The organism is Micromonospora inositola, from assembly GCF_900090285.1.
GTDB classification, from domain to species: Bacteria; Actinomycetota; Actinomycetes; order Mycobacteriales; family Micromonosporaceae; genus Micromonospora; species Micromonospora inositola.
Map to the genome: position 1 here is coordinate 3,452,922 of NZ_LT607754.1, position 18,423 is coordinate 3,471,344.

Below are 18,423 nucleotides of genomic sequence, written 5' to 3' on the forward strand. Positions count from 1 at the left end.
GTCACGGGGCGAAGACCGCCCGGACGCAACCGTCCGCCCGCTCGCGGAACAGCGCGTAACCGTGGGCGCCCCGCTCCAGCGGCAGACGGTGGGTGGCCAGGTGCTCGGTGCGCAGCTCGTCGCGGGCCATCCGGTCCAGCAGCATCGGGATCCAGCGCTGCCCGTGCTGCCGGGCGCTGCGGACGGTGAGCCCCTTGTTCATCACCGCGCCGAGCGGGAACGTGTCGACGAACCCGGTCCAGGTGCCGAGGACGACCACCGTGCCGCTCTTGCGGCAGGCGTGCACCGCCTCGCGGAGCGCCAACGGCCGGTCCGCCCCGCCGCCGAGCCGGCCGCCGAGCAGCCCCGGTGGCTCCGGTTCCATGCCGACCGCCTCCACGCACACGTCCGGGCCCCGACCGCCGCTGCGTTCCCGCAGCTCCGCCGGGACGTCGACGTACCGGTAGTTGAGCGGCTCCGCGCCGACGTGCCGGTCGACCATGCGCAGCCGGTCGTCGTACCGGTCGATGACGATGACCCGGTCCGCGCCGTGCAACAGGGCGGCCCGGGCGGTGAGCTGCCCGACCGCCCCCGCACCCCAGACCGCGACCACGTCACCCGGCCCGATTTCGCCCAGCTCGGCGCCCATCCAGCCGGTCGGCGCGGCGTCCGAGGCGAACACCGCCCGGTCGTCGCTGACCCGGTCGGGCACGGTGAACGCGCCCACGTCGGCGTACGGCACCCGGACGTACTCGGCGTGGCTGCCGGCGAAGCCGCCCAGCGGGGCGGGGTGGCCGTAGCAGCCGCCGGTGGGCTGGCCCCAGGCCGACTCGGTCGCGGCCGCGCCGGTGCTGCCGTTGTCGCAGCAGGCGAAGAGGCCCTGCCGGCAGAACCAGCAGGCGCCGCAGGCGACCGCCGCGCAGACCACGACCCGGTCGTCGAGCCGGTGCCGCCGTACCTCCGGGCCGACCTCGACCACCTCGCCGAGGAACTCGTGGCCGAGCACGTCCCCGGCCGCGAGGAACGGGATCCGCCCGCCCAGCAGCGGCAGGTCCGCACCGCAGGTGGCGCTGCGCCGGACCCGGACGATCATGTCGTGCGCGTTGCGCAGCTCCGGGTCGGGCACCTGCCGTACCGCCAGCGCGTCGACGCCCTCCCAGCACAGCGCCCTCACCCGGCGGCCCCCGGGCGGTCCAGCCGCGACCGGTCCGCGCGGAGCACCTCGCCGGTCTCGGCGAGCTGCTTGGCCTCCCGCAGCGCCTGCCGGATCAGCAGCCCAGGGTCGTCGCCGACCAGGTGGGCGGCCAGGCCGGGCAGCGGCGGCGAGTCGCCGAGCGGCCGGGCGGCCAGCTCGGTGCCGCGCCCCCCGGGCGCCGGGCGGGCGTGCAGTTCGACTGCGCCGTCGAGCCGGCGCAGCGGCTCCGGCCACCGTCCCTCGGGCAGCACCGCCTCCGGCGGGCCGGCCACGGTCACCACCTGCCACCGCGCGGGTCGCGGGTCGGTGCCGGCCACCCGCGGCCAGCTCCGGTGCCGGGGTACGACCAGCGCCCGGACCGCCGTCGCCCCCACCCCGCCCACCGCGAGGGCGATCGTGCCCCGGGTCAGCCGTCCCATCCGTACCACCTGCCCCTCGCCTCGTCCCGGGTCGGCGGGCGGCCGGTCACGCGCGGCCGACCGCCCGCGAATGTCCAGCATCGGGGCGGTCCGGGTGAAGCCGGCTCGCCCCGAAGGGGTGAACCGGCGCGGGCCGGGTAACCGCTCGCCGCACGACCGGGAGCGGACGCGACGGGGAGGGGCCGCATGCCGGAGGAGCGCGACCGCGTCGGGACCGCCGACGCTCCGCCGCTGCTGGCGTCGCGGCTGTCGCCCGCCGTCCTGCCCGAGCCGGTGGTGGTCCGGCCGCGGCTGCTGGACCGGCTGGACCAGGGGGTCGCCGGGCCGGTCACTCTGGTGCGCGCGCCCGCCGGCTGGGGCAAGACGACGCTGCTCGCCTCGTGGGCGCGGGCGTCCCGGGCCGAGCCGCCGCCCGCCTGGGTCGCGGTGGAGGCGGGCGACACCGGGGAGCGGCTCTGGTCGTACCTGGCGGCGGCGCTGCGGGGGGTCGTCGAGGGCACGCCGGAGGACGGGCCGCGCCCCCCGGTGCCGAACGCCCCGCCCCGCCCGGACCAGCTCGAACTGCTCGCGGCGGCGCTCGCCGCCCGGGAGCGCCCGGTGCTGCTGGTCCTGGACGACCTGCACCGGGTCACCGATCCGGCCGCGCTGACCGGGCTGGAGTTCCTGCTGCGCCACGCCGAGCAGCGGCTGCGGCTGGTGGTCGGCGCCCGGACCGACCTGCCGCTGGCCCTGCACCGCTGGCGGCTGGCCGGCGAGCTGACCGAGGTCGGCCCGGACGAGCTGGCCTTCACCGACGAGGAGGTGGCCGACCTGCTGGTCGCGCACGGGGTGCCGCTGCCGGCCGCCGCGCTGCCCCGGCTGGCCGAACGCACCGGGGGCTGGCCGGCCGGGCTGCGCTTCGCCGCGCTGGCGCTGCGCGCCCAGCCGGACCCGGCCCGCTGGGTGGAGCGGTTCGGCGGCGACCAGCCGGACGTCGCCGGGTACCTGCGCGAGGAGGTGCTCGCCCCGCTCGCCCCGGACGCCCGGGACGTGCTGCGGCGCGGCGCGGTCGCCGCCGCCGTCTGCGCCGACCTGGCCGACGCGGTCACCGGCCGGGCGGACTCGGGGCAGCTGCTGGCCGCCCTGGCCCGGGACGGCGGGTTCCTGCGGCAGGACGGGGGCAGCCCGCCCTGGTACCGCTGTCACCCCCTCCTGGCCGACCTGCTCCGCGACGAGCTGGGCCGGCTCCCCGCCGACGAGCTGCGCGACCTGCACGCCCGGGTGGCCGACTGGTACGCGGGGAACGGCCGGCCGGCGGAGGCGCTGCGGCATGCGTTGGCCGGGGGCGCCTGGGACCGGGCCACCGAGCTGCTCATCGGGGACTGGCCGGAGCTGGCGCCGTACGACCGGGACCTGCCCACGGCTCCGCCGCCCGCCGACCCGCCCGCCGAGGCGGTCCGGCGGGACCCGGAACTCGCGCTGGCGTGCGCGGCGGAACGGGCGTACGCCGGGGACGGAACGGCCGCCGCCGGGCATCTGCGGCGGGCCGTGGAGCAGGCCCGCGGGCTGCCCGCGCCGCGCCGCGACCGGTTCCGGCGGCTGGCCACCGCGGTGGAACTCACCCTGGCCCGCCTGGCCGACGACCATGAGGAGGTACGGCGGGCCGCCGCCCGGCTGCTCGCCACCCGCACCGCGCCCGGTCCGGGCGACGACCCGCGGGCGGGGGCCGGCGAGGACGCCGACGCCCGGGCCGTCGCCGGCACGGCGCTCGGCCTGGTCGAGCTGGCCGAGGGGGAGCCGCGCGTGGCCGGGGACCGGTTCGCCGAGGCGCTGGCCGCGGCGCGGCAGGCCGGCCGGCCCCGGACGGAGCTGGTCTGCCTCAGCCGGTCGGCCCTGCTCGACGCGGTCCGGGGCGACCTGCCGTCGGCCGACCGGTGCGCGCGGGAGGCGCTGGCCCTGCCGCCCTGCCAGGGGTGGTCCTGCCGGGTGGACTGCGGGCACGCGTACCTGGCGCTGGCGCTCGTGGCGTTGCACCGGGACGAGCCGGCGGAGGCGGCGGCGAACCTGGCCCTCGCCGGGCCGGCCGCCGGGGAGCCCGGGGTCGCCGCGCTGGCCGCGCTCTGCCGGGCGGAACTGCTCGCCGACAGCGGCGAGCCGGCCGCCGCCCTCCGGACGCTGGTCGAGGCCCGGGCGGGGCTGGTCGACGGCCGGGACGGTTCGGCCGTGCGGCCCGCCGCGGAGCTGACCGCCTGGCTGACCGCCACCGAGGCCCAGCTGCGCGCCGCCGTCGGCGACCTCGACACCGCCCGTGGCCTGCTGGTCGAGGCGCTGCACCGGGCGGACGCCGACGCCGCCCGGGAGTTGGCCGACGGCGGGCTGCCGCCTGCGCCATCCGGGCCCGGCGAGGCGGCGGGCCCGGATGGCTCCCGGTGGGGCAGGGCAGGGCGGTGGGGGGACGACCGGATGCCGGGCCGCGGGGACGGCGTCCGGCGGTCGAGCGGGGAGGCGGCGGCGCTGGGGGTGGCGCTGGCCCGGGTGGAGTTGCGGGCCGGTGATCCGCGGGCCGCCGCGCACGCGGTGCCGGACTGGTCGGCCCCGGAGGCGGAGTCCTGGCCGCTGCCGGTGCGCCTCGCCGCCGGCGTGCTCGACGCGGTCCTGGCCCGGGCGGGTGGCGACGACCGGCGGGCCGGCCGGCTCGTGGAGCGGGTGCTCGACCTGGCCGAGCCGGCGGGGTACCGCCGGGTCTTCACCCGGGCCGAGCCCGGGTTGCGCGACCTGCTCGCCGTCCACCTGGACTCCGGCACCGCGCACTGGCCGACGGTGAGCGACCTGGTTCGCGGCGCGGACGAGCGGCGCGCGGACGATTCGGTGGACCGGCCGGGTGGGTCGGAGGGGGCGTTGGACGAGCCGCTCACCGAGCGGGAGCTGACCATCCTGCGGTACCTGCAGAGCATCCTGTCCAACGTGGAGATCGCCAGCGAGCTGTCTCTCTCGGTCAACACGGTGAAGACGCACGTGCGCAACATCTACCGCAAGCTCGACGCGACCCGCCGGCGCGAGGCGGTCCGGCGGGCCCGTGAGCTGAGGTTGATCTGACGGCGGAGCCGTCCGCCAGGGTTGATCTGACGGCGCAGCCGTCCGCCAGGGTTGATCTGACGGCGCAGCCGGCGGGTCGGCGCTGGCCGGACCTGATCAGGTGTTCGCCGCGGCGTCCACCGCGGCCAGCAGGTCCGCCAGGTCGTAGCCGCCGTCGTGGCGGACCTCGTTGACGAACAGGGTCGGGGTCCCGTTGACGCCGCTGCGGATGCCGCCGACGAAGTCCCGCCGGACCCGATCCGCGTCCGCGTGCCCCTTCACCTCCGCGTCGACCTCGTCGGGCGGCAGCCCGAGCTGTTCGACGCCGAGCGACAGGTGCACCGGGTCGAGCTGGTCCTGGTGCTCGTAGAGCCAGTCGTGCATCTCCCAGAACCGGCCGCGCCGCCCGGCGGCCTCGGCCGCCTCCGCCGCGCTCTCCGCGTACGGGTGCACGTTGGCGATCGGGAAGTGCCGGTAGACCAGCCGGACCTGGTCCGCGCGCTGACGCCGCACCTCGGTCAGGTTCGCGTACGCGGCTCCGCAGAACCGGCACTGGAAGTCGCCGTACTCGACGAGGGTGACCGGCGCGTCCACCGGCCCGCGGGCGTGGTCGGCCTCGGTCACCGGGATCCGCAGCTTCGCGGTGGTGACCTGGAGCGGCGTGGTCATCCGGCCACCACCCGCCGATCCGTCTCCAGCCGCAGTCATGCATTCCACCCTCACTCCGGAGGGGGTGAGCCGGGATCACCCCGGCCGGGTGGTTCCGCCGGCCACCCGGCCGGCCCGGTCAGCGGCCCACCGCGACGTGGTTGTGCACCTCGCGGATGCCGGGCGCCGACCAGACGACCCGTTCGATCTCCTCGCGCTCGGGCACCGAGTGCACCAGGCCCTCCAGCACGACGGCGTCGCCGTGCACCCGGACGCTGATTCCCTCGGCCTCGGTCGCGCCGTTGCGGGCCAACGCGTCCACGATCCGCTCGGCCAGGTCGCGACCGTCGGCTCGGACCGCCGGCCGGACGGTGATGCCGTTGCTCACCCCGCGTACGCCGGTCAGTCGGCCGACCGCGCGCTCGGCGGCGCGGCGCTGGTACTCCCATTCGATCTCGCCGTGCAGGGTGACCCAGCCGTCCGCCACGGTCACGTCGAGGGCCTCGATCGGCACGAATGCGTCCCACTCCAGGGCTCGGGTGGCCGCCATGGCGATCTCCGGGTCGCTCTTCTCGGCCGCGGTGGCGATGCGGACCGCCAGGTCGTTGGCGACCGCCCGGACCCGCGACACCCGGTGCGCGGCCCGCTCGGCGGCCCACTTCTTGGCGTAGCTGTCCACCCAACCGGTCAGGGTCACCACCCCGTCGGTGACGGTCACCCCGATCTCGTTGGGGCGTACCCGGGGCTCCCAGGTCAGCTCGTCGAGGACGTCGGTCTGGATGTCCTGGTCGGTCCGGGTGACGGTTGCGGTGGCCATCGGTCACTCCTTCACGGATCGGCATTCGCGGAGGGTTCGCCCACCCACTGGCATGGACGCCGCCACGACCGATCCTGTCCCCACCCCGGGTGACCCGCCCTCACCCACCCCGGGTGACCCACTCCCGCCGGGTGGGGACGGCTGTCGTCGCCCGGCCCGGCCGCCCCTCATCCGGCCGGACGACGAACGGCGGTGCCCCCGGGGTTGGGGACACCGCCGCGTCGTCGGCGCGTCGGGTCAGCCGTCCAGGCCGACCGGGGAGTTGGGCCGGTCCACGTCGACGAACTCGATCTCGTCGGCGTCCCGGTTGCGGCTGCCGGCGGCCCGGGCGGCGGTGCCGGCGGCCCAGCCGAGTGCCGCGCCGAGCAGCGCGGCGCTGATCAGCAGGGACCAGGGCAGCGCCGGACGGCGGCCGGCGAGCGCGTCGAAGGCGAGGGTGGCCCGGCGGCGGGCCTCATCGGCGGCGGCGCCGACCAGGTCAGTGGCGTCGTCGGCCAGGCCAGAGCCGCCGCGACGGGCGGACCGGGCGGTGTCCCGGACGCTGTCACCGGCGGAGCTGACGGCGGAAGCCAGGTGCTGCCACGCCTGATCCGCGATCCGCTCGGGCTTGCTGCGGCGGTCCAGCAGGGTGGTTCCGAACATGGTGCTTACCTCCTCGGGGTGCCGAAGCCCGGGGGCCACTTCGGACTCCGGCGGCTGTCCGGCGCGTGACTGTTCGCTTACCCGCCAGTGCCCGTCCGGGCGCCGGCGCAAACCATCCGCCGGTCCGCTCAGCGGACCGAGACCGTCGAGGCCCCACGGGCGAAGTCGTCATCGTCGTCGTCATCGTCGTCGCCCGCGCCACCGAAGCCACAGGCCAGTACGAGAGCGAGCAGGGCGCCGACGCCGGCCAGCCCGAGCAGTCTCCTGATCATCGATCATCCTCTCCGTCCGGGGCACTCCCGGCCGATGCTAGGCGCCGGGGTCAACGGAACGCGCCGATGTCCGGGTGCGCGCCCCGTGGGTGCGGGACCGCTACCCTGGTGCGGCGGATCGGCCGGCCCCGGTCGATCGTTGGAGAACGAGAAACCCGGACGTCGGGAAGATGGGAACCAGAAGGTCTGGAATGGGCTGCCCAGGTGTGCCCGATCCGCGAATTGCTCATCCCGAGGGGTGGCGACCGAGGCCGTCGGAGGAATACTCTCGGTCGCGGCCCGCGTACTGATGAGGCGCCCGTCCCGGGCGAGTGGAGGTGCTCGCGTGAGCCTGTCGATCGTGAAGTCGGTGCTGTCGGGTGGTGTCATCCAGATCGCCCCGCGAGGTGAAATCGACGTCGACACCGCGTACGAGGTGCGCGAGGCGATCGCGGAGGTGCTCGCGAAGGGCCGTCCGTCCCGGATCGAGCTGAACATGCGGTTGGTCACCTTCATCGACTCCGTGGGCATCAGCGCGATGGTCGCCGGCTTCCAGACCTGCGAGGTCAGCGGGGTGAAGCTGGTCGTGACCGAGCCGAGCCGGTTCGTGCACCGGCAGCTCTGGGTCACCGGCCTGCTCGGTCTCTTCGGCGCCCCCGAGCCCTACTTCGCCGGGACCGCGACCCCCGAGGTGCTCCCCGGCGCCTGAGCGCGCCGACCGGTCACGGCTCCCGACCCGCGCCGGCTGGGGTCAGCCCTCGGGCGCGCCAAGCCCGGAGAGGTCGACGTCGGAGACCTCGGTCACCGCCCGCACGGCGGTGACCGACGCGTACCCGTCGGCGAGCAGGGCCAGGTCGGTGCCGGGCTGGACGGCCTGCCCGGGCTCCTCGAGCGAGGTGCGGACGAAACCGTGTCCCGACTCGGCGACCGTCATCTGCACCTGGCCGAAGCTGGCCAGGCTCCCCTTCCGCACCCCGCGCAGCCGGCCGTGTGGCAGGTCGGGCGCGTTGACGTTGAGCACGCTCTCCACCGGCCCGGCCAGCAGCCGGGGCAGCAGGTCGAGGGCGACCCGGGCGGCCGTGGACCAGTGCCGCTCCGCGTCGCGTGCCCGGGCGGCGGCCACCGCGGCGCCGCCGCTGGCCGCGGTGGCCTCCCCGGCCGAGAGCACGTCGAGGGAGACCGCCATCGCGCGGCAGCCGTTCGCGGCGGCGGTGAACGCGGCGCCGACGGTGCCCGAGTGCAGCACCGCGCGGCCGGCGTTCGCGCCCCGGTTGATCCCGGAGAGCACCACCGTCGGCGGTGGCCCGAACGCTCCGTGCACCGCGATCAGCGCGATGAAACCGGGCGAGCCGCCCACCCCGTACGCCGGCACGTCGGGCAGCTCCGACAGCGGGTGCTCGCGGACCACCACGTGCCCCTCCCGCTCCACCGCGGTCATCGCGGCGCTGGTGCCGCTCGCCTCCTCCAGCGGCGCGGCGACCACCACGTCCAGTCCGCGGTCCGCCGCCGCCCGGGCCAGCCAGCCGATGCCCGGCGCGGCGATGCCGTCGTCGTTGGTGACCAGCACCCGCAGCGTCATCGTTCGGCCGCCCGCTCGGCCAGCTCGTCGGGGGTGGTCCGCTCCTGCGGCCGGCTGCCCGCCGGCACCAGCCGGACCCGCTCCACCAGTCCGGTGATCGAGTCCAGCCGCCCGGTGCCGAGCCCGTGCCGGGTCACGTTCAGCGCGCCGGCCGCCGCCCCGGTCCGGATGGCGGTGCGCACGTCACCGCCGCGGGCCGTCACGGCGGCCACCCCGGCGGTCATCGAGTCGCCCGCGCCGCGCGGGTCGGCCGCCTCCAGGCGGGGCATCTCCACCTCGAAGACCTCCCCGTCCACCAAAGCCAGCGCCGGCCGGTCGGCGCGGCTCACCACGACGTTCTCGGCGCCGGTCGCGTGCAGGTCGTACATCGCGCGGGTGAGCTGCTCGTCGTCGTCGCCCTCGGCCCGCCCGTCGTTGATCAGCTCCTCGTGGCTGACCTTGAGGAAGAAGACGCCGCTCGCCAGCACCGCGGTGAGATGCTCGCCGGCCAGGTCCACCACCACCCGGCTGCCGTTGGCGCCCAGGTCGGCGGCGAAGCGCCGGTACAGGTCGGCCGGGACCAGGGCCGGGTCGTTCGGCCCGCTGAGCACGCTGACCGGGGCCCGCAGCCCTTCGCCGAGGGCCAGGTTGTACAGCTCGTCCAGCTCGTGCCGGCTGAGCGGGTGGCCCGGCAGGTCGACGATCTCGTGTCGGGTGCCGTCCCGCCGGTCGTGCACGTACCCGCCGCTGCCACCCGAGTCGCGGACCACCACCTTGAGGTCGACGCCCTCGCTGACCAGCAGCGGCTCCAGGACCTGACCGATCTCGCCGCCGAGGCTGGCGCAGAGCACCACCTCCACCCCGAGCGATATGATCATCCGGGCCTGCCAGACCCCCTGCCCGCCGGGGTGCAGGTGCAGTTCCGGGTGGTCGGCCGGCTGGTCGACGGTCACGGTGAGCCGGGGCGTCGGCGCGAAGACCATCACGTGCCCGCTCATCCGCCGTACCCGTCCATGCGTGCCGCCTCCTCGTCCCGCCGGGGGCCCGGATTCCCCGCCAGTCCCGCGTCATGCCGGGGCGTTGCCAGCCCGCCCGCGGTACGGGACGATCGTGCGGACCGCCGACGGCGAGGGGGACGGTGTGCTCAGCCGCGAGACGTTCAGCTACACCGTGCAGGCGCGCTGTACGCGGGCCGAGGCGGTCGCGCTCCTCGGCGACCTGACCCGCCAGGGTGAGCTGCACCCGCTGATCGCCGGCGTGCGCCGGCTGACGCCCCGCCCCGGCGCGCTGGCCAGCTACGCGATCACCGACCGGCTGGCGGTCGGGCCGCTGCGCTTCCCGGTCACCTACCGGGCCGACGTGCTGATCGCCACCGAGGACGAGGTGGTGACCGTGGCCCGGCAGCGCCCGGCCACCACCGTGCGCAACCACACCCGGCTGCGGGACGAGCCGGGCGGCGTGACGCGCATCGACGTGGAGATCACCCTCTCCGCGCCGGCGCCCCTGTTCGGGTACGCCTTCCGGCAGGCCCGGGCGGCCCACCTCGGGCTGGCCAGCCGGCTCGGCGCGGCGCTGGACCGCGGCCCGGACGCGCCCGCCGTGAGCTGACCGGTCGTCGCTCCGCGCGGACGCCCGCGACCCGGGCCGACCGTCGTCGGTCAGGACCGGCGTGCCGCGGCCACCGGGTGGCGCCGGGCCGGGGCCGCGGCACGCAGCCGGCCCCACGGCTTGTAGGTGGAGAGCACGGTGGCGACGAGCAGCAGCGTGCTGGAGACCGCCGGCGGGATCACCAGGTCCAGCCGGTCCCGGATGGTCACCGCCGCGCCCAGCTCGCCGAGCCCGCGCACGGTCGGGGTCAGCAGCAGCAGGACCAGGCCGAGCATCACCGTGGTGAGCGCGAACTTGACCAGCACCCAGCGCCAGCGCAGCAGACCCCACGGGGTGAGCAGCGCGCTGACCACCCCGACCAGCCAGACCACGACGCTCAGCGGCGCGAAGAGGTACGTGACGACGAGCCCCGCGGCCGGGTAGACCACCTCGGGGTCGGCGCCGCGCAGCCCGGCGACGCCCAGCATCAGCAGCACCAGGTCCGCGCCGAGCCAGCCCAGCGAGGTGACCAGGTGCAGGGTCAGCAGGGCCTTGCGGGCGGCGGGGGAGAGTCGGCTCATGCCCACGATGCTGGTCCGGCGGCCCGGCCGCGTCGTGGGGCCGGCGGCGACATCCGGCGTACGTCGGCGGACGTAGCGGGGGTGACCCGTCCGGCGACGGGTCACCCCCTCGGCTCAGTAGACCGACAGGTGCACGTGGTTGGTGTGATCGCTGGACGGGTCGCCGTTGCCGCCGCTGTACGCCTTCCAGCCGCTGCTCGGCAGCCAGATCTGCTTGAACCAGATCACGTAGAGCACAGCCAGCGCGTCGGAGTTGCGGACGAAGTAGGCCGCCAGGTTGTTGCCGTACGTCCGGTCGCCGCCGGAGGCGACCCCGCCGAAACCGCCGGACTGCGCGGCGAAGTCGCATGCCCGGCCCTTCGGGTGCTCACCGGATCCGCTGGGCCGGTAGCAGGAGACGTACCGGGTGAAGCCGGCCGACTTGGCCTCGTTGAGCGCGTGCAGCGTGCGCGGGGTGATGCAGCCGTCGGCCGGGGTGGGGTCGTTGACGCTGCACGATTCGGGCGGCCAGGAGCCGTCGGAGTTGCGCGGCGCCGGGTCGGCGTTCGCGGTGGAGGTGCCCCGGACCGTGCCGCCGCTGTCGCTGCTGCTCTGGGCGCGGTCGTTCGCCACCTCCAGGGCGCGTTCGGCCTGCTGCTTGCGCTTGGCCATCACCGCGACCTGCTTGCGCTGTTCCTGGATCTCGGCGTTCAGCGCCGTCCGGGTCGTCGTCGCCCGGTCCCGGGTCTCGATCAGGTCGCGCAACGCCCGGTCCTCGTGGGCGGCGACCTGGCCCAGCGCGGCGGCGCGATCCATGAAGCCTTCCGGGCTGTCGCTGTTGAGCAGCGCCGCCGCGGTGCCGAGCCGGCCGGTCCGGTACGCGACCCCGGCGATCTCGCCGACCTTGGTGTCGCGGACGCTCAGCTCGGCGTTGGTCGTGGTGAGCTGGTCGGTGAGCTGCTTCTGCCGTCCGACCGAGCGGGCCAGCGCCGCCTTCGCCTCCAGCCAGCCCTTGCTGGCCGCGTCGAGCTGGGCGCGCAGCGCCGGGGTGCCGCCCTCGTCGTCGCCGGGGGCGGCGGCGAGCAGGCCGGCCCGGGGCGCGGCCGCGGCGGGGCCGACCGGGGCGGTCGCGACGCCGAGCGCGAGCGTCGCCACGAGCAGGGCCGCCAACCGGGCGGCCGTCCGTCGTACTGGTGCCACTGCTGGCATTCAGGTTTCCTTCCGTCAGCCGCCGACCGGGTTAGCTGACGGGTTCGGGACGGAAGATCCCTACCGCTGGCGCGGATGCACCCCACGAACATGGTTCCCCGGTTCGCCGCGGGCGGCGATTAGGCGGCGGCCACCGCAGGCGCCGGAGGGCGCCGCCCGGCGGAGGCCGGGGCCGAGCCTACCGGTGGTGCCCCGTCCCGGCCCGGTGAGCGAAGGGCGCGATCGGGAGCAAAACCGGCACAGGTGCACAATACTCACTCTGATTTAAGTTTGCCCTAATTACCACTCGACTGCACCACAGGCCCCGGCTGACGCTCCGGGCTCGATCTGCAACGTGGCGTGATCGATCCCGAAGTCCTCGTGCAGCGCGGCCCGGGCGGCGGCCAGCACCTCGCCCACGTCGGCCCCGGGCGCCATGGTCAGGTGCGCCGAGGCCACTTCCATGCCGGAGGTCAACGTCCAGACGTGCAGGTCGTGCACCTCGGCGACGCCGGGCACCGCGGCCAGCCGGTCGTGCACCGCGGTCACCTGGAGGTGCTCCGGGGCGGCCTGCACCAGGATGCGCACCGCGGCCCGCCCCAGCCGCCAGGTGCGCGGCAGGATGAACAGCCCGATCCCGACGGCGACCAGCGGGTCCGCCCACCACCAGTCGGTGAGCGCGATGACCAGCGCGGCGCCGATCACCCCGAGCGAGCCGAGCAGGTCGCCCAGCACCTCCAGGTACGCCCCGCGCAGGTTGATGCTCTCCTGCGCCCCGGCACGCAGCAGGGCGAAGGCGGCGATGTTGGCCAGCAGGCCGAGCACCGCCACCGCGAGCATGGGACCGGCCAGCACCTCCGGCGGCTCGCCGAACCGGCGTACCGCCTCGACCAGCACGTAGATCGCGACCGCGCCGAGCAGCACGGCGTTGGCCAGGGCGGCCAGCACCTCCAGCCGGTAGAGCCCGAAGGTGCGCTGCGGGTCGGTGTCGGCGTGTCGGGTGGCGGTGATCGCGGCCAGGGCCATGCCGATGCCCAGCACGTCGGTGAACATGTGCCCGGCGTCCGAGAGCAGGGCGAGCGAGCCGGTCGCGAACGCGGCGACCGCCTCGACCAGCATCAGGGCGCTGAGCAGCCCGAACGCGGCCCAGAGTCGACCCCGGTGGCGGGACGCGGCGTTGGTCACCGCCCCGCTGTGGTCATGACCTGCGCCCACGCCCACACCCTTTCGCCCCTCGCCCCGGCGGGGCCAATCTATGCTCACATCGCTATGTATGCAAGTGACTGACCGGCGTCCGCCCGCTCGCGGTCAAAGCCCTGCTCAGCCCAGCGGGTCGAGGGTGGTGAGCCGTTGCGTGGCCCGGGAGAGCGCCACGTAGAGGGTCCGTACGCCGGAGCCCGGCTCCGCCCGGATCTCGCTCGGCGCGACCAGCACGACCCCGTCGTACTCCATGCCCTTGGCCTGCAGGCTCGTCACCACCTGGAGCCGGGAGCCGCCCAGGTCGGCGAGCCAGCCGGCCACCTCGTCCCGGCGCGGCACCGGGGTGATCACACCGACCGTCCCCTCGACCTCGGCCAGCAGGGCCCCGGCCGCCTCGACGGTGGCCGCCGCCAGTTCGGCGGCCGGCACGGTCCGCTCCACCGGGTCGACCCCGGTGGAGCGCACCGCGGTGGGCAGCGGCAGGTCCGGGTAGAGCCGGCGGATCTCCGCCGCCGCCACCGCGAAGATCTCCGCCGAGTTGCGGTAGTTGGTGGTCAGCGTGAACTGGTGCCGGCGGCGTCGCCCCAACGCCTGGTCCCGGGCCCGGGTCAGCTCCTCCGGGTCGCCGGTCCACGCGGTCTGCGCCGGGTCGCCCACCACCGTCCAGGAGGCCAGCCGGCCGCGCCGGCCGATCATGCGCCACTGCATCGGCGAGACGTCCTGCGCCTCGTCGACCACCACGTGCGCGTACTCCCGGTAGTCCTCCGGCCGCTCCCGGGCCGCGGCCCGGGCGGCCCGCTGCCGGTCGGCGAAGGTGCTCAGCTCGCGGACCCCGCCGGCGAGCTGGAACGGGTCGCGCTTCGCCTTCGCCGGCCGCACCGGCTTGCCGAGCAGCGCGTCCAGCTCGTCCAGCAGGGCGATGTCCGCGACGGTCAGCCCCGCGCCGTCCAGGCTCCGGTACGCCTGGGTCAGCAGCCGGATCTCGCTGCCTGCGAGGATGCCGCCGGCGTACCGGCGCAGCCGCTCCGGACGGGCCAGCCAGCCGAGCACGTGCCGGGGATGCAGCCGGGGCCACCAGGCCTTCAGGAACTCCCGGAACTCCGGCCGGTCGATGATCTCGTCCTCGAACGCGCGCTGCTCCGGCAGCCGGCCGACCCGCAGCTGGCGGGCCTGGGCGTACAGCGCCGCGAGGACCCCGTCGAAACCGGCCCGGCGCACCTCGTTGCGGCGCGCGCCCCGCGGCAGCGCCCGGTCCCGGATGCCGTCCAGCTCCCGGCGCTCCAGCCGGAGCAGCTCGCCCCGGTAGAGCAGCCGCAGCTCGGCCGGCGAGTCCGGCACCGTGTCCCGGACCGCGCGCTCCAGCACCCGGCGCATCCGCAGCGACCCCTTCACCGCCGCCACGTCGGGCGGGTCCGTCCGGGTCGCCGACATGCCCGGGAAGAGCGAGCCGAGCGAGTGCAGGGTGGCCGTCTCCTCGCCGAGCGAGGGCAGCACCGAGGCGATGTACTCCACGAAGACGCTCGACGGGCCGACCACCAGGATGCCGCCGCCGGCGTACCGGCTGCGGTCGGAGTAGAGCAGGTACGCCGCCCGGTGCAGCGCCACCGCCGTCTTGCCGGTGCCCGGGCCGCCGGAGACGACCGTGACGCCCGAGCCCGGGGAGCGGATCGCCTCGTCCTGCTCCCGCTGGATGGTGGCGACGATGTCCCGCATGCCCCGGCCGGTGGCCCGGGACAGGGTGGCCAGCAGCGCGCCGTCGCCGACCACCGCCAGGTCCGGCGGCGCCGACTCCGGGTCGAGCAGGTCGTCCTCGATCCGGGTCACCTTCTCCGCGGAGGACTGGATGGTGCGCCGCCGCACCACGCCCATCGGCTCGGCCGGGGTGGCCTGGTAGAAGGCCGCGGCGGCCGGCGCCCGCCAGTCGACCACCAGGCTCTCGGCGTGCTCGCCGCGCACGCCGAGCCGCCCGACGTGCAACACCTGCCGGGTACGCAGGTCGAGCCGGCCGAAGACCAGGCCCTCGTGCTCGGCGTCCAGCGCGTGCCGGCGCTGCGCGGCGTGGAAGACCATCGCGTCCCGTTCGACCAGCGCCCCGAAGTTGCCCACCCGGGCCAGCCGGTAGCCCTCCCGCTCGGCGTCGACGGCCGAGCGGCGCAGCTCCGCCAGCCGGGCGTACACCTGGTCGAGATGCCGCTGTTCGGCGGCCATCTCCTGTTCCAGGGTGGTCTGGTCGGTCAACGCGGCAACTCCTGCGGTCAGGGCGGCGGGCACAGTGGCTGAATGAGGGTACGGGCCGGCGTTCCGGCCCGCGCCGGGGCCATGCCGGTCCGGGGACCCGCCCGTCCGGGTTGCCCGTTATCCGACCGTTCCCACCCCGGCCACCGGGCCGTCGCCGGCCCGGCTCGCGCTCGGCGCCGGCCGCTCCAGCACCTGCCGGAGCACCGCCGCGAGGGCCGCGTTCACCTCGTCCGGCCGCTCCATCATCAGCATGTGCCCGGCACCCGGGCAGACGGTCAGCTCGGTGGTCGGCAGCGCGGCGGCGATCGACTCCGCGCAGGGCGGCGGGGTGAGCCGGTCCCGGTCGCCGACCAGCGCGGCGGCCGGCAGGTGGCCCAGCGCGGCCAGGGTGTCCAGCCGGTGCTGGGCCCCGATCGAGGCGCGGAACCCGCCGATCGAGCGCAACGAGGCGTGTGCCACCGCCGAGGTGACCAGCCGGATGTCCGCCGGGTCGCAGCGGTCGCCGAAGAGCATCCAGCGAATGCTGGGGCGCAGTGCGCGCAGCAGCGCCCGGGGTGGCCGCCAGGACCCGCACCGGGCCAGCACCCCGGCGCCGGTGGTCTCGGCGAGCCGGATCAACCGGGCGATCCGGGGCGACAGCCCGTAGACGGTGTGCGTGTGCCCCTCGGCGGTGGTCGAGACGAAGACCAGGCCGGCGGTACGGGCGGCGAACTGGCCGGGGTGGCGGTGGGCGTACTCCATCACGCTCATCCCGCCCATCGAGTGCCCGACCAGCACCACCTTCCCGGCCGGGGCGACCTCGTCCACCACCGCCGCCAGGTCGTCGCCGAGCTGGGCCAGGGTGGCCGTACGCAGCGCCATGCAGCTGGACCGGCCGTGCCCCCGGGCGTCGTAGGTGACCACCCGGACCCGGTCGCCGAACCGCTCCCGGATCTCGGCGAGCTGGCGGTGCCAGCTGCGGCCGTCCAGCGTCCAGCCGTGCAGCAGGATCGCCGTCACCTCGGCGTCGGCCGGCCCGGCCACCGCCACGTGCAGGCGTACGTCGTCGGGAAGCCGTACCTCCAGGTGCTCCGGCATCGCCACCTCCCCCGGGCCGGCCGGTGTTCCTCGCACCGGTTGACCCGGCGGTAACACCGGCTACCCGTCATGACAACACGCCAACCGTGGTGGTGAGAAGATTCGCAACCGGCCCCGTACGGTCGGATCGGTGACCAGGCTGGAGGGCATGCCGCCGCCGCGCCCGACACCGGCCGCCGGAGCGGGCCGGAGCCCGCGTGCGGCCCTGGCCGAGCTGCTCGCCGGGAACCGCCGCTTCGTCAGCGGCCAGCCGGTGCACGGCCACGACGTGACCGCCGCGGCGGCGGTCGCCTCGGGCGACCAGCAGCCGTACGCCGTGGTGCTGGGCTGCATCGACTCGCGGGTGCCGCTGGAGGCGATCTTCGACCAGACGTTCGGGTCGATCTGCGTGATCCGCACCGGCGCGCACGTGCTCGACCGGGCGGTCTGCGGCTCGATCGAGTACGTGGTGGGGCAACTCGGGGTGCCGCTGGTCATGGTGCTCGGGCACGAGCGCTGCGGCGCGGTCGGCTCGGCGGTGGAGACGCTGCGCACGGGGGAGCGGCCGGGCGGCTCGCTGGCGTACGTGGTGGACCAGATCGCGCCGGCGGTGGTCGAGGCGGGCGTGGACGACCCCCGGGCGCACCCGATGGCCGTCCGCCGGCACGTGCTGCGCACGGTGGCCACGCTGCGCGCCGACGACCTGCTGGCCGGCCCGGTCGCCGCCGGGCGGGTCGCCGTGGTCGGCGCGCTCTACGACCTGGCCACCGGCACCGTGGCCCTGCTGGAGGAGTGACCGGCCGCGGAAACGACGAACCGCCCGCCGGGATCACCCGACGGGCGGTTCATGGTGTCGCGGGGTGAGGGACTCAGCCCTCGAAGACACCGGCCTCGACGAGACGCTTCTCGGTGGTGTCCCAGCCGTGCTCCGGGTGAGCGGCGGCGAGGCCGTTGATCTCCGCCCGGATCTTGGCGGCGTGGCCGGCGGCGGCCAGCACCCGGATCTCCTCGACGAAGGCCTCGGAGTCGGTGCGCAGGTGCGCGGTCTTGCCGTTGGTCAGGTTCCGCACGTAGGCGTGCTTGCCGCCGTTCAGCGGGATGAGGTACTTGAACTCGCCCAGCACGCTGAGTGCGCCACCCTGGCCAGCCTGGCCGGCCCGGACTGACGCGCGCGCGGTCTTAGAGGTGTTGCTCGCCACGGAGGTACTCCTTGCAGACGTACGGGAGGACTTAAACGTCCGGGGGCTGTTGCGGGTGACGCCCGGATGAGCCTCGGCCCGCGAAGATGTACGGCGGCACAGAACCGCCCATGAAACTGTACACGACCGCGACACCTGGCTGGTCGTCGCGCCGTCATGGTGGTCAACGGGGTCACCCGGCCGGCTATTCCGGCCCGACCCGCCGGCGAATTTTCCGATTCCCTGGCGCACCATCCGTCACAAGGGTCATCATGTGTTGCAGAGGCCACTCGGGTGGACGAGGTCGTAGGGGAAGACGCACCTCGCTCTCCGGGAGGTCACCGTGCCAACGCGTGGCGTCGTATACGTCCACTCGACCCCGCTCGCCGTGTGCTCACACGTCGAGTGGGCGATCGCGCGCGTCCTCGCCGCGCCGGTCGACCTGCAGTGGACGGCTCAGCCCGTCGACCCCGGCGCCCGCCGGGCCGAGTGCGGGTGGACCGGTAGCCCGGGGACGGGCGCCGAGCTGGCTGCTGCCCTCCGGCAGTGGCCCATGATCCGTTTCGAGGTGACCGAGGAAGCCAGCCCCGGCGCCGACGGCGAGCGGTTCATGTACGTCCCGGGACGTGGCCTGTTCCGGGCCACCGTCGGCGCGGCCGGCGACATCCAGCTCGGCGAGGACCGGCTGCGCAGCATCATGGCGTCCGCCCGCGCCCCGGAGGCTCTCGCGCACGCCCTGGACAAGGCGCTCGGCACCGCCTGGGACGCCGAGCTGGAGCCCTACCGGTACGCCGGCGACGGCGCCCCGGTGACGCTGCTCACCCGGGTCGGCTGACCGAAGGTCAAGTTGCCC

The 18,423-nt window shown here is 75.7% G+C and carries 19 protein-coding genes and 1 riboswitch; of the genes, 5 read left to right on the forward strand and 14 right to left on the reverse strand.

Translation table 11 applies throughout. The features are described 5' to 3' along the window. Position 1: 1 nt before the first annotated feature. Positions 2–1,153 (reverse strand): zinc-dependent alcohol dehydrogenase, encoded by a 1,152-nt coding sequence (locus GA0070613_RS16590; protein ID WP_089013133.1) that lies wholly within the window; start codon positions 1,151–1,153, stop codon positions 2–4. Next, positions 1,150–1,593, reverse strand: a complete 444-nt coding sequence (locus GA0070613_RS16595) for a hypothetical protein (protein WP_408630947.1) — start codon at positions 1,591–1,593, stop codon at positions 1,150–1,152. Before GA0070613_RS16595 ends, GA0070613_RS16590 begins: the two co-directional genes overlap by 4 nt. A 186-nt stretch (positions 1,594–1,779) precedes the next feature. Between GA0070613_RS16595 and GA0070613_RS16600 the strand changes: the two genes are divergently transcribed. Beyond that, entirely contained in the window at positions 1,780–4,668 is a 2,889-nt protein-coding gene (locus tag GA0070613_RS16600) for a LuxR C-terminal-related transcriptional regulator (RefSeq protein ID WP_089013134.1), read from the forward strand. Positions 4,669–4,764: 96 nt separating this feature from the next. On the opposite strand, the gene GA0070613_RS16605 is transcribed toward GA0070613_RS16600, so the two are convergent. From GA0070613_RS16605 to GA0070613_RS32080, 4 genes are all read right to left on the reverse strand, one after another. Then, complete coding sequence (locus GA0070613_RS16605; RefSeq protein ID WP_089013135.1) at positions 4,765–5,316, reverse strand: DsbA family protein; 552 nt, start codon at positions 5,314–5,316, stop codon at positions 4,765–4,767. 118 nt (positions 5,317–5,434) lie between these two features. Next, the gene (locus GA0070613_RS16610; RefSeq protein ID WP_089013136.1) at positions 5,435–6,112 is read right to left on the reverse strand and encodes a BON domain-containing protein; all 678 of its coding nucleotides are present in this window, start codon (positions 6,110–6,112) and stop codon (positions 5,435–5,437) included. A gap of 237 nt (positions 6,113–6,349) precedes the next feature. Further along, positions 6,350–6,754 carry a hypothetical protein gene (locus GA0070613_RS16615; RefSeq protein WP_089013137.1) on the reverse strand — a complete coding sequence of 135 codons (405 nt, stop codon included), beginning with the start codon at positions 6,752–6,754 and terminating at the stop codon, positions 6,350–6,352. A gap of 128 nt (positions 6,755–6,882) precedes the next feature. Continuing rightward, positions 6,883–7,026 (reverse strand): hypothetical protein, encoded by a 144-nt coding sequence (locus tag GA0070613_RS32080; RefSeq protein WP_157746365.1) that lies wholly within the window; start codon positions 7,024–7,026, stop codon positions 6,883–6,885. Positions 7,027–7,351: 325 nt separating this feature from the next. Between GA0070613_RS32080 and GA0070613_RS16620 the strand changes: the two genes are divergently transcribed. Continuing rightward, the gene (locus GA0070613_RS16620) at positions 7,352–7,714 is read left to right on the forward strand and encodes an STAS domain-containing protein (protein WP_089013138.1); all 363 of its coding nucleotides are present in this window, start codon (positions 7,352–7,354) and stop codon (positions 7,712–7,714) included. A gap of 42 nt (positions 7,715–7,756) precedes the next feature. Here GA0070613_RS16620 and surE read toward each other — a convergent pair whose 3' ends face one another. Both surE and GA0070613_RS16630 read right to left on the reverse strand, forming a co-directional pair. Beyond that, a complete protein-coding gene (surE, locus tag GA0070613_RS16625; protein ID WP_089013139.1) occupies positions 7,757–8,584 on the reverse strand; it encodes a 5'/3'-nucleotidase SurE in 828 nt (275 codons plus the stop codon). Continuing rightward, positions 8,581–9,561 (reverse strand): 1-phosphofructokinase family hexose kinase, encoded by a 981-nt coding sequence (locus tag GA0070613_RS16630; protein ID WP_172875833.1) that lies wholly within the window; start codon positions 9,559–9,561, stop codon positions 8,581–8,583. The genes surE and GA0070613_RS16630 overlap by 4 nt, the downstream gene beginning before the upstream one ends. Before the next feature lie 112 nt (positions 9,562–9,673). Between GA0070613_RS16630 and GA0070613_RS16635 the strand changes: the two genes are divergently transcribed. Next, positions 9,674–10,171, forward strand: coding sequence for an SRPBCC family protein (locus tag GA0070613_RS16635; RefSeq protein WP_231929244.1), 498 nt, complete (start codon positions 9,674–9,676; stop codon positions 10,169–10,171). A gap of 50 nt (positions 10,172–10,221) precedes the next feature. Here GA0070613_RS16635 and GA0070613_RS16640 read toward each other — a convergent pair whose 3' ends face one another. From GA0070613_RS16640 to GA0070613_RS16660, 5 genes are all read right to left on the reverse strand, one after another. Further along, positions 10,222–10,731 (reverse strand): hypothetical protein, encoded by a 510-nt coding sequence (locus GA0070613_RS16640; protein ID WP_089013140.1) that lies wholly within the window; start codon positions 10,729–10,731, stop codon positions 10,222–10,224. 114 nt (positions 10,732–10,845) lie between these two features. Then, a complete protein-coding gene (locus tag GA0070613_RS16645; RefSeq protein ID WP_089013141.1) occupies positions 10,846–11,919 on the reverse strand; it encodes a coiled-coil domain-containing protein in 1,074 nt (357 codons plus the stop codon). Between the two features lie 4 nt (positions 11,920–11,923). After that, a riboswitch (cyclic di-AMP (ydaO/yuaA leader) is annotated at positions 11,924–12,055 on the reverse strand. 143 nt (positions 12,056–12,198) lie between these two features. Beyond that, positions 12,199–13,113 carry a cation diffusion facilitator family transporter gene (locus GA0070613_RS16650; protein WP_089015994.1) on the reverse strand — a complete coding sequence of 305 codons (915 nt, stop codon included), beginning with the start codon at positions 13,111–13,113 and terminating at the stop codon, positions 12,199–12,201. Between the two features lie 105 nt (positions 13,114–13,218). Next, positions 13,219–15,336 (reverse strand): HelD family protein, encoded by a 2,118-nt coding sequence (locus GA0070613_RS16655; RefSeq protein ID WP_089013142.1) that lies wholly within the window; start codon positions 15,334–15,336, stop codon positions 13,219–13,221. Between the two features lie 117 nt (positions 15,337–15,453). Continuing rightward, positions 15,454–16,413 carry an alpha/beta fold hydrolase gene (locus GA0070613_RS16660; RefSeq protein ID WP_089015995.1) on the reverse strand — a complete coding sequence of 320 codons (960 nt, stop codon included), beginning with the start codon at positions 16,411–16,413 and terminating at the stop codon, positions 15,454–15,456. A 148-nt stretch (positions 16,414–16,561) separates the two neighbouring features. On the opposite strand from GA0070613_RS16660, the gene GA0070613_RS16665 reads away from it, so the two are divergent. Next, positions 16,562–17,188 (forward strand): carbonic anhydrase, encoded by a 627-nt coding sequence (locus tag GA0070613_RS16665; RefSeq protein WP_089015996.1) that lies wholly within the window; start codon positions 16,562–16,564, stop codon positions 17,186–17,188. 73 nt (positions 17,189–17,261) lie between these two features. Here the strand turns inward: GA0070613_RS16665 and GA0070613_RS16670 are convergent, their stop codons facing one another. Beyond that, positions 17,262–17,591, reverse strand: coding sequence for a hypothetical protein (locus GA0070613_RS16670; protein WP_089013143.1), 330 nt, complete (start codon positions 17,589–17,591; stop codon positions 17,262–17,264). 322 nt (positions 17,592–17,913) lie between these two features. Between GA0070613_RS16670 and GA0070613_RS16675 the strand changes: the two genes are divergently transcribed. Further along, complete coding sequence (locus GA0070613_RS16675; protein ID WP_089013144.1) at positions 17,914–18,405, forward strand: DUF3145 domain-containing protein; 492 nt, start codon at positions 17,914–17,916, stop codon at positions 18,403–18,405. The last annotated feature ends 18 nt before the right edge of the window (positions 18,406–18,423 follow it).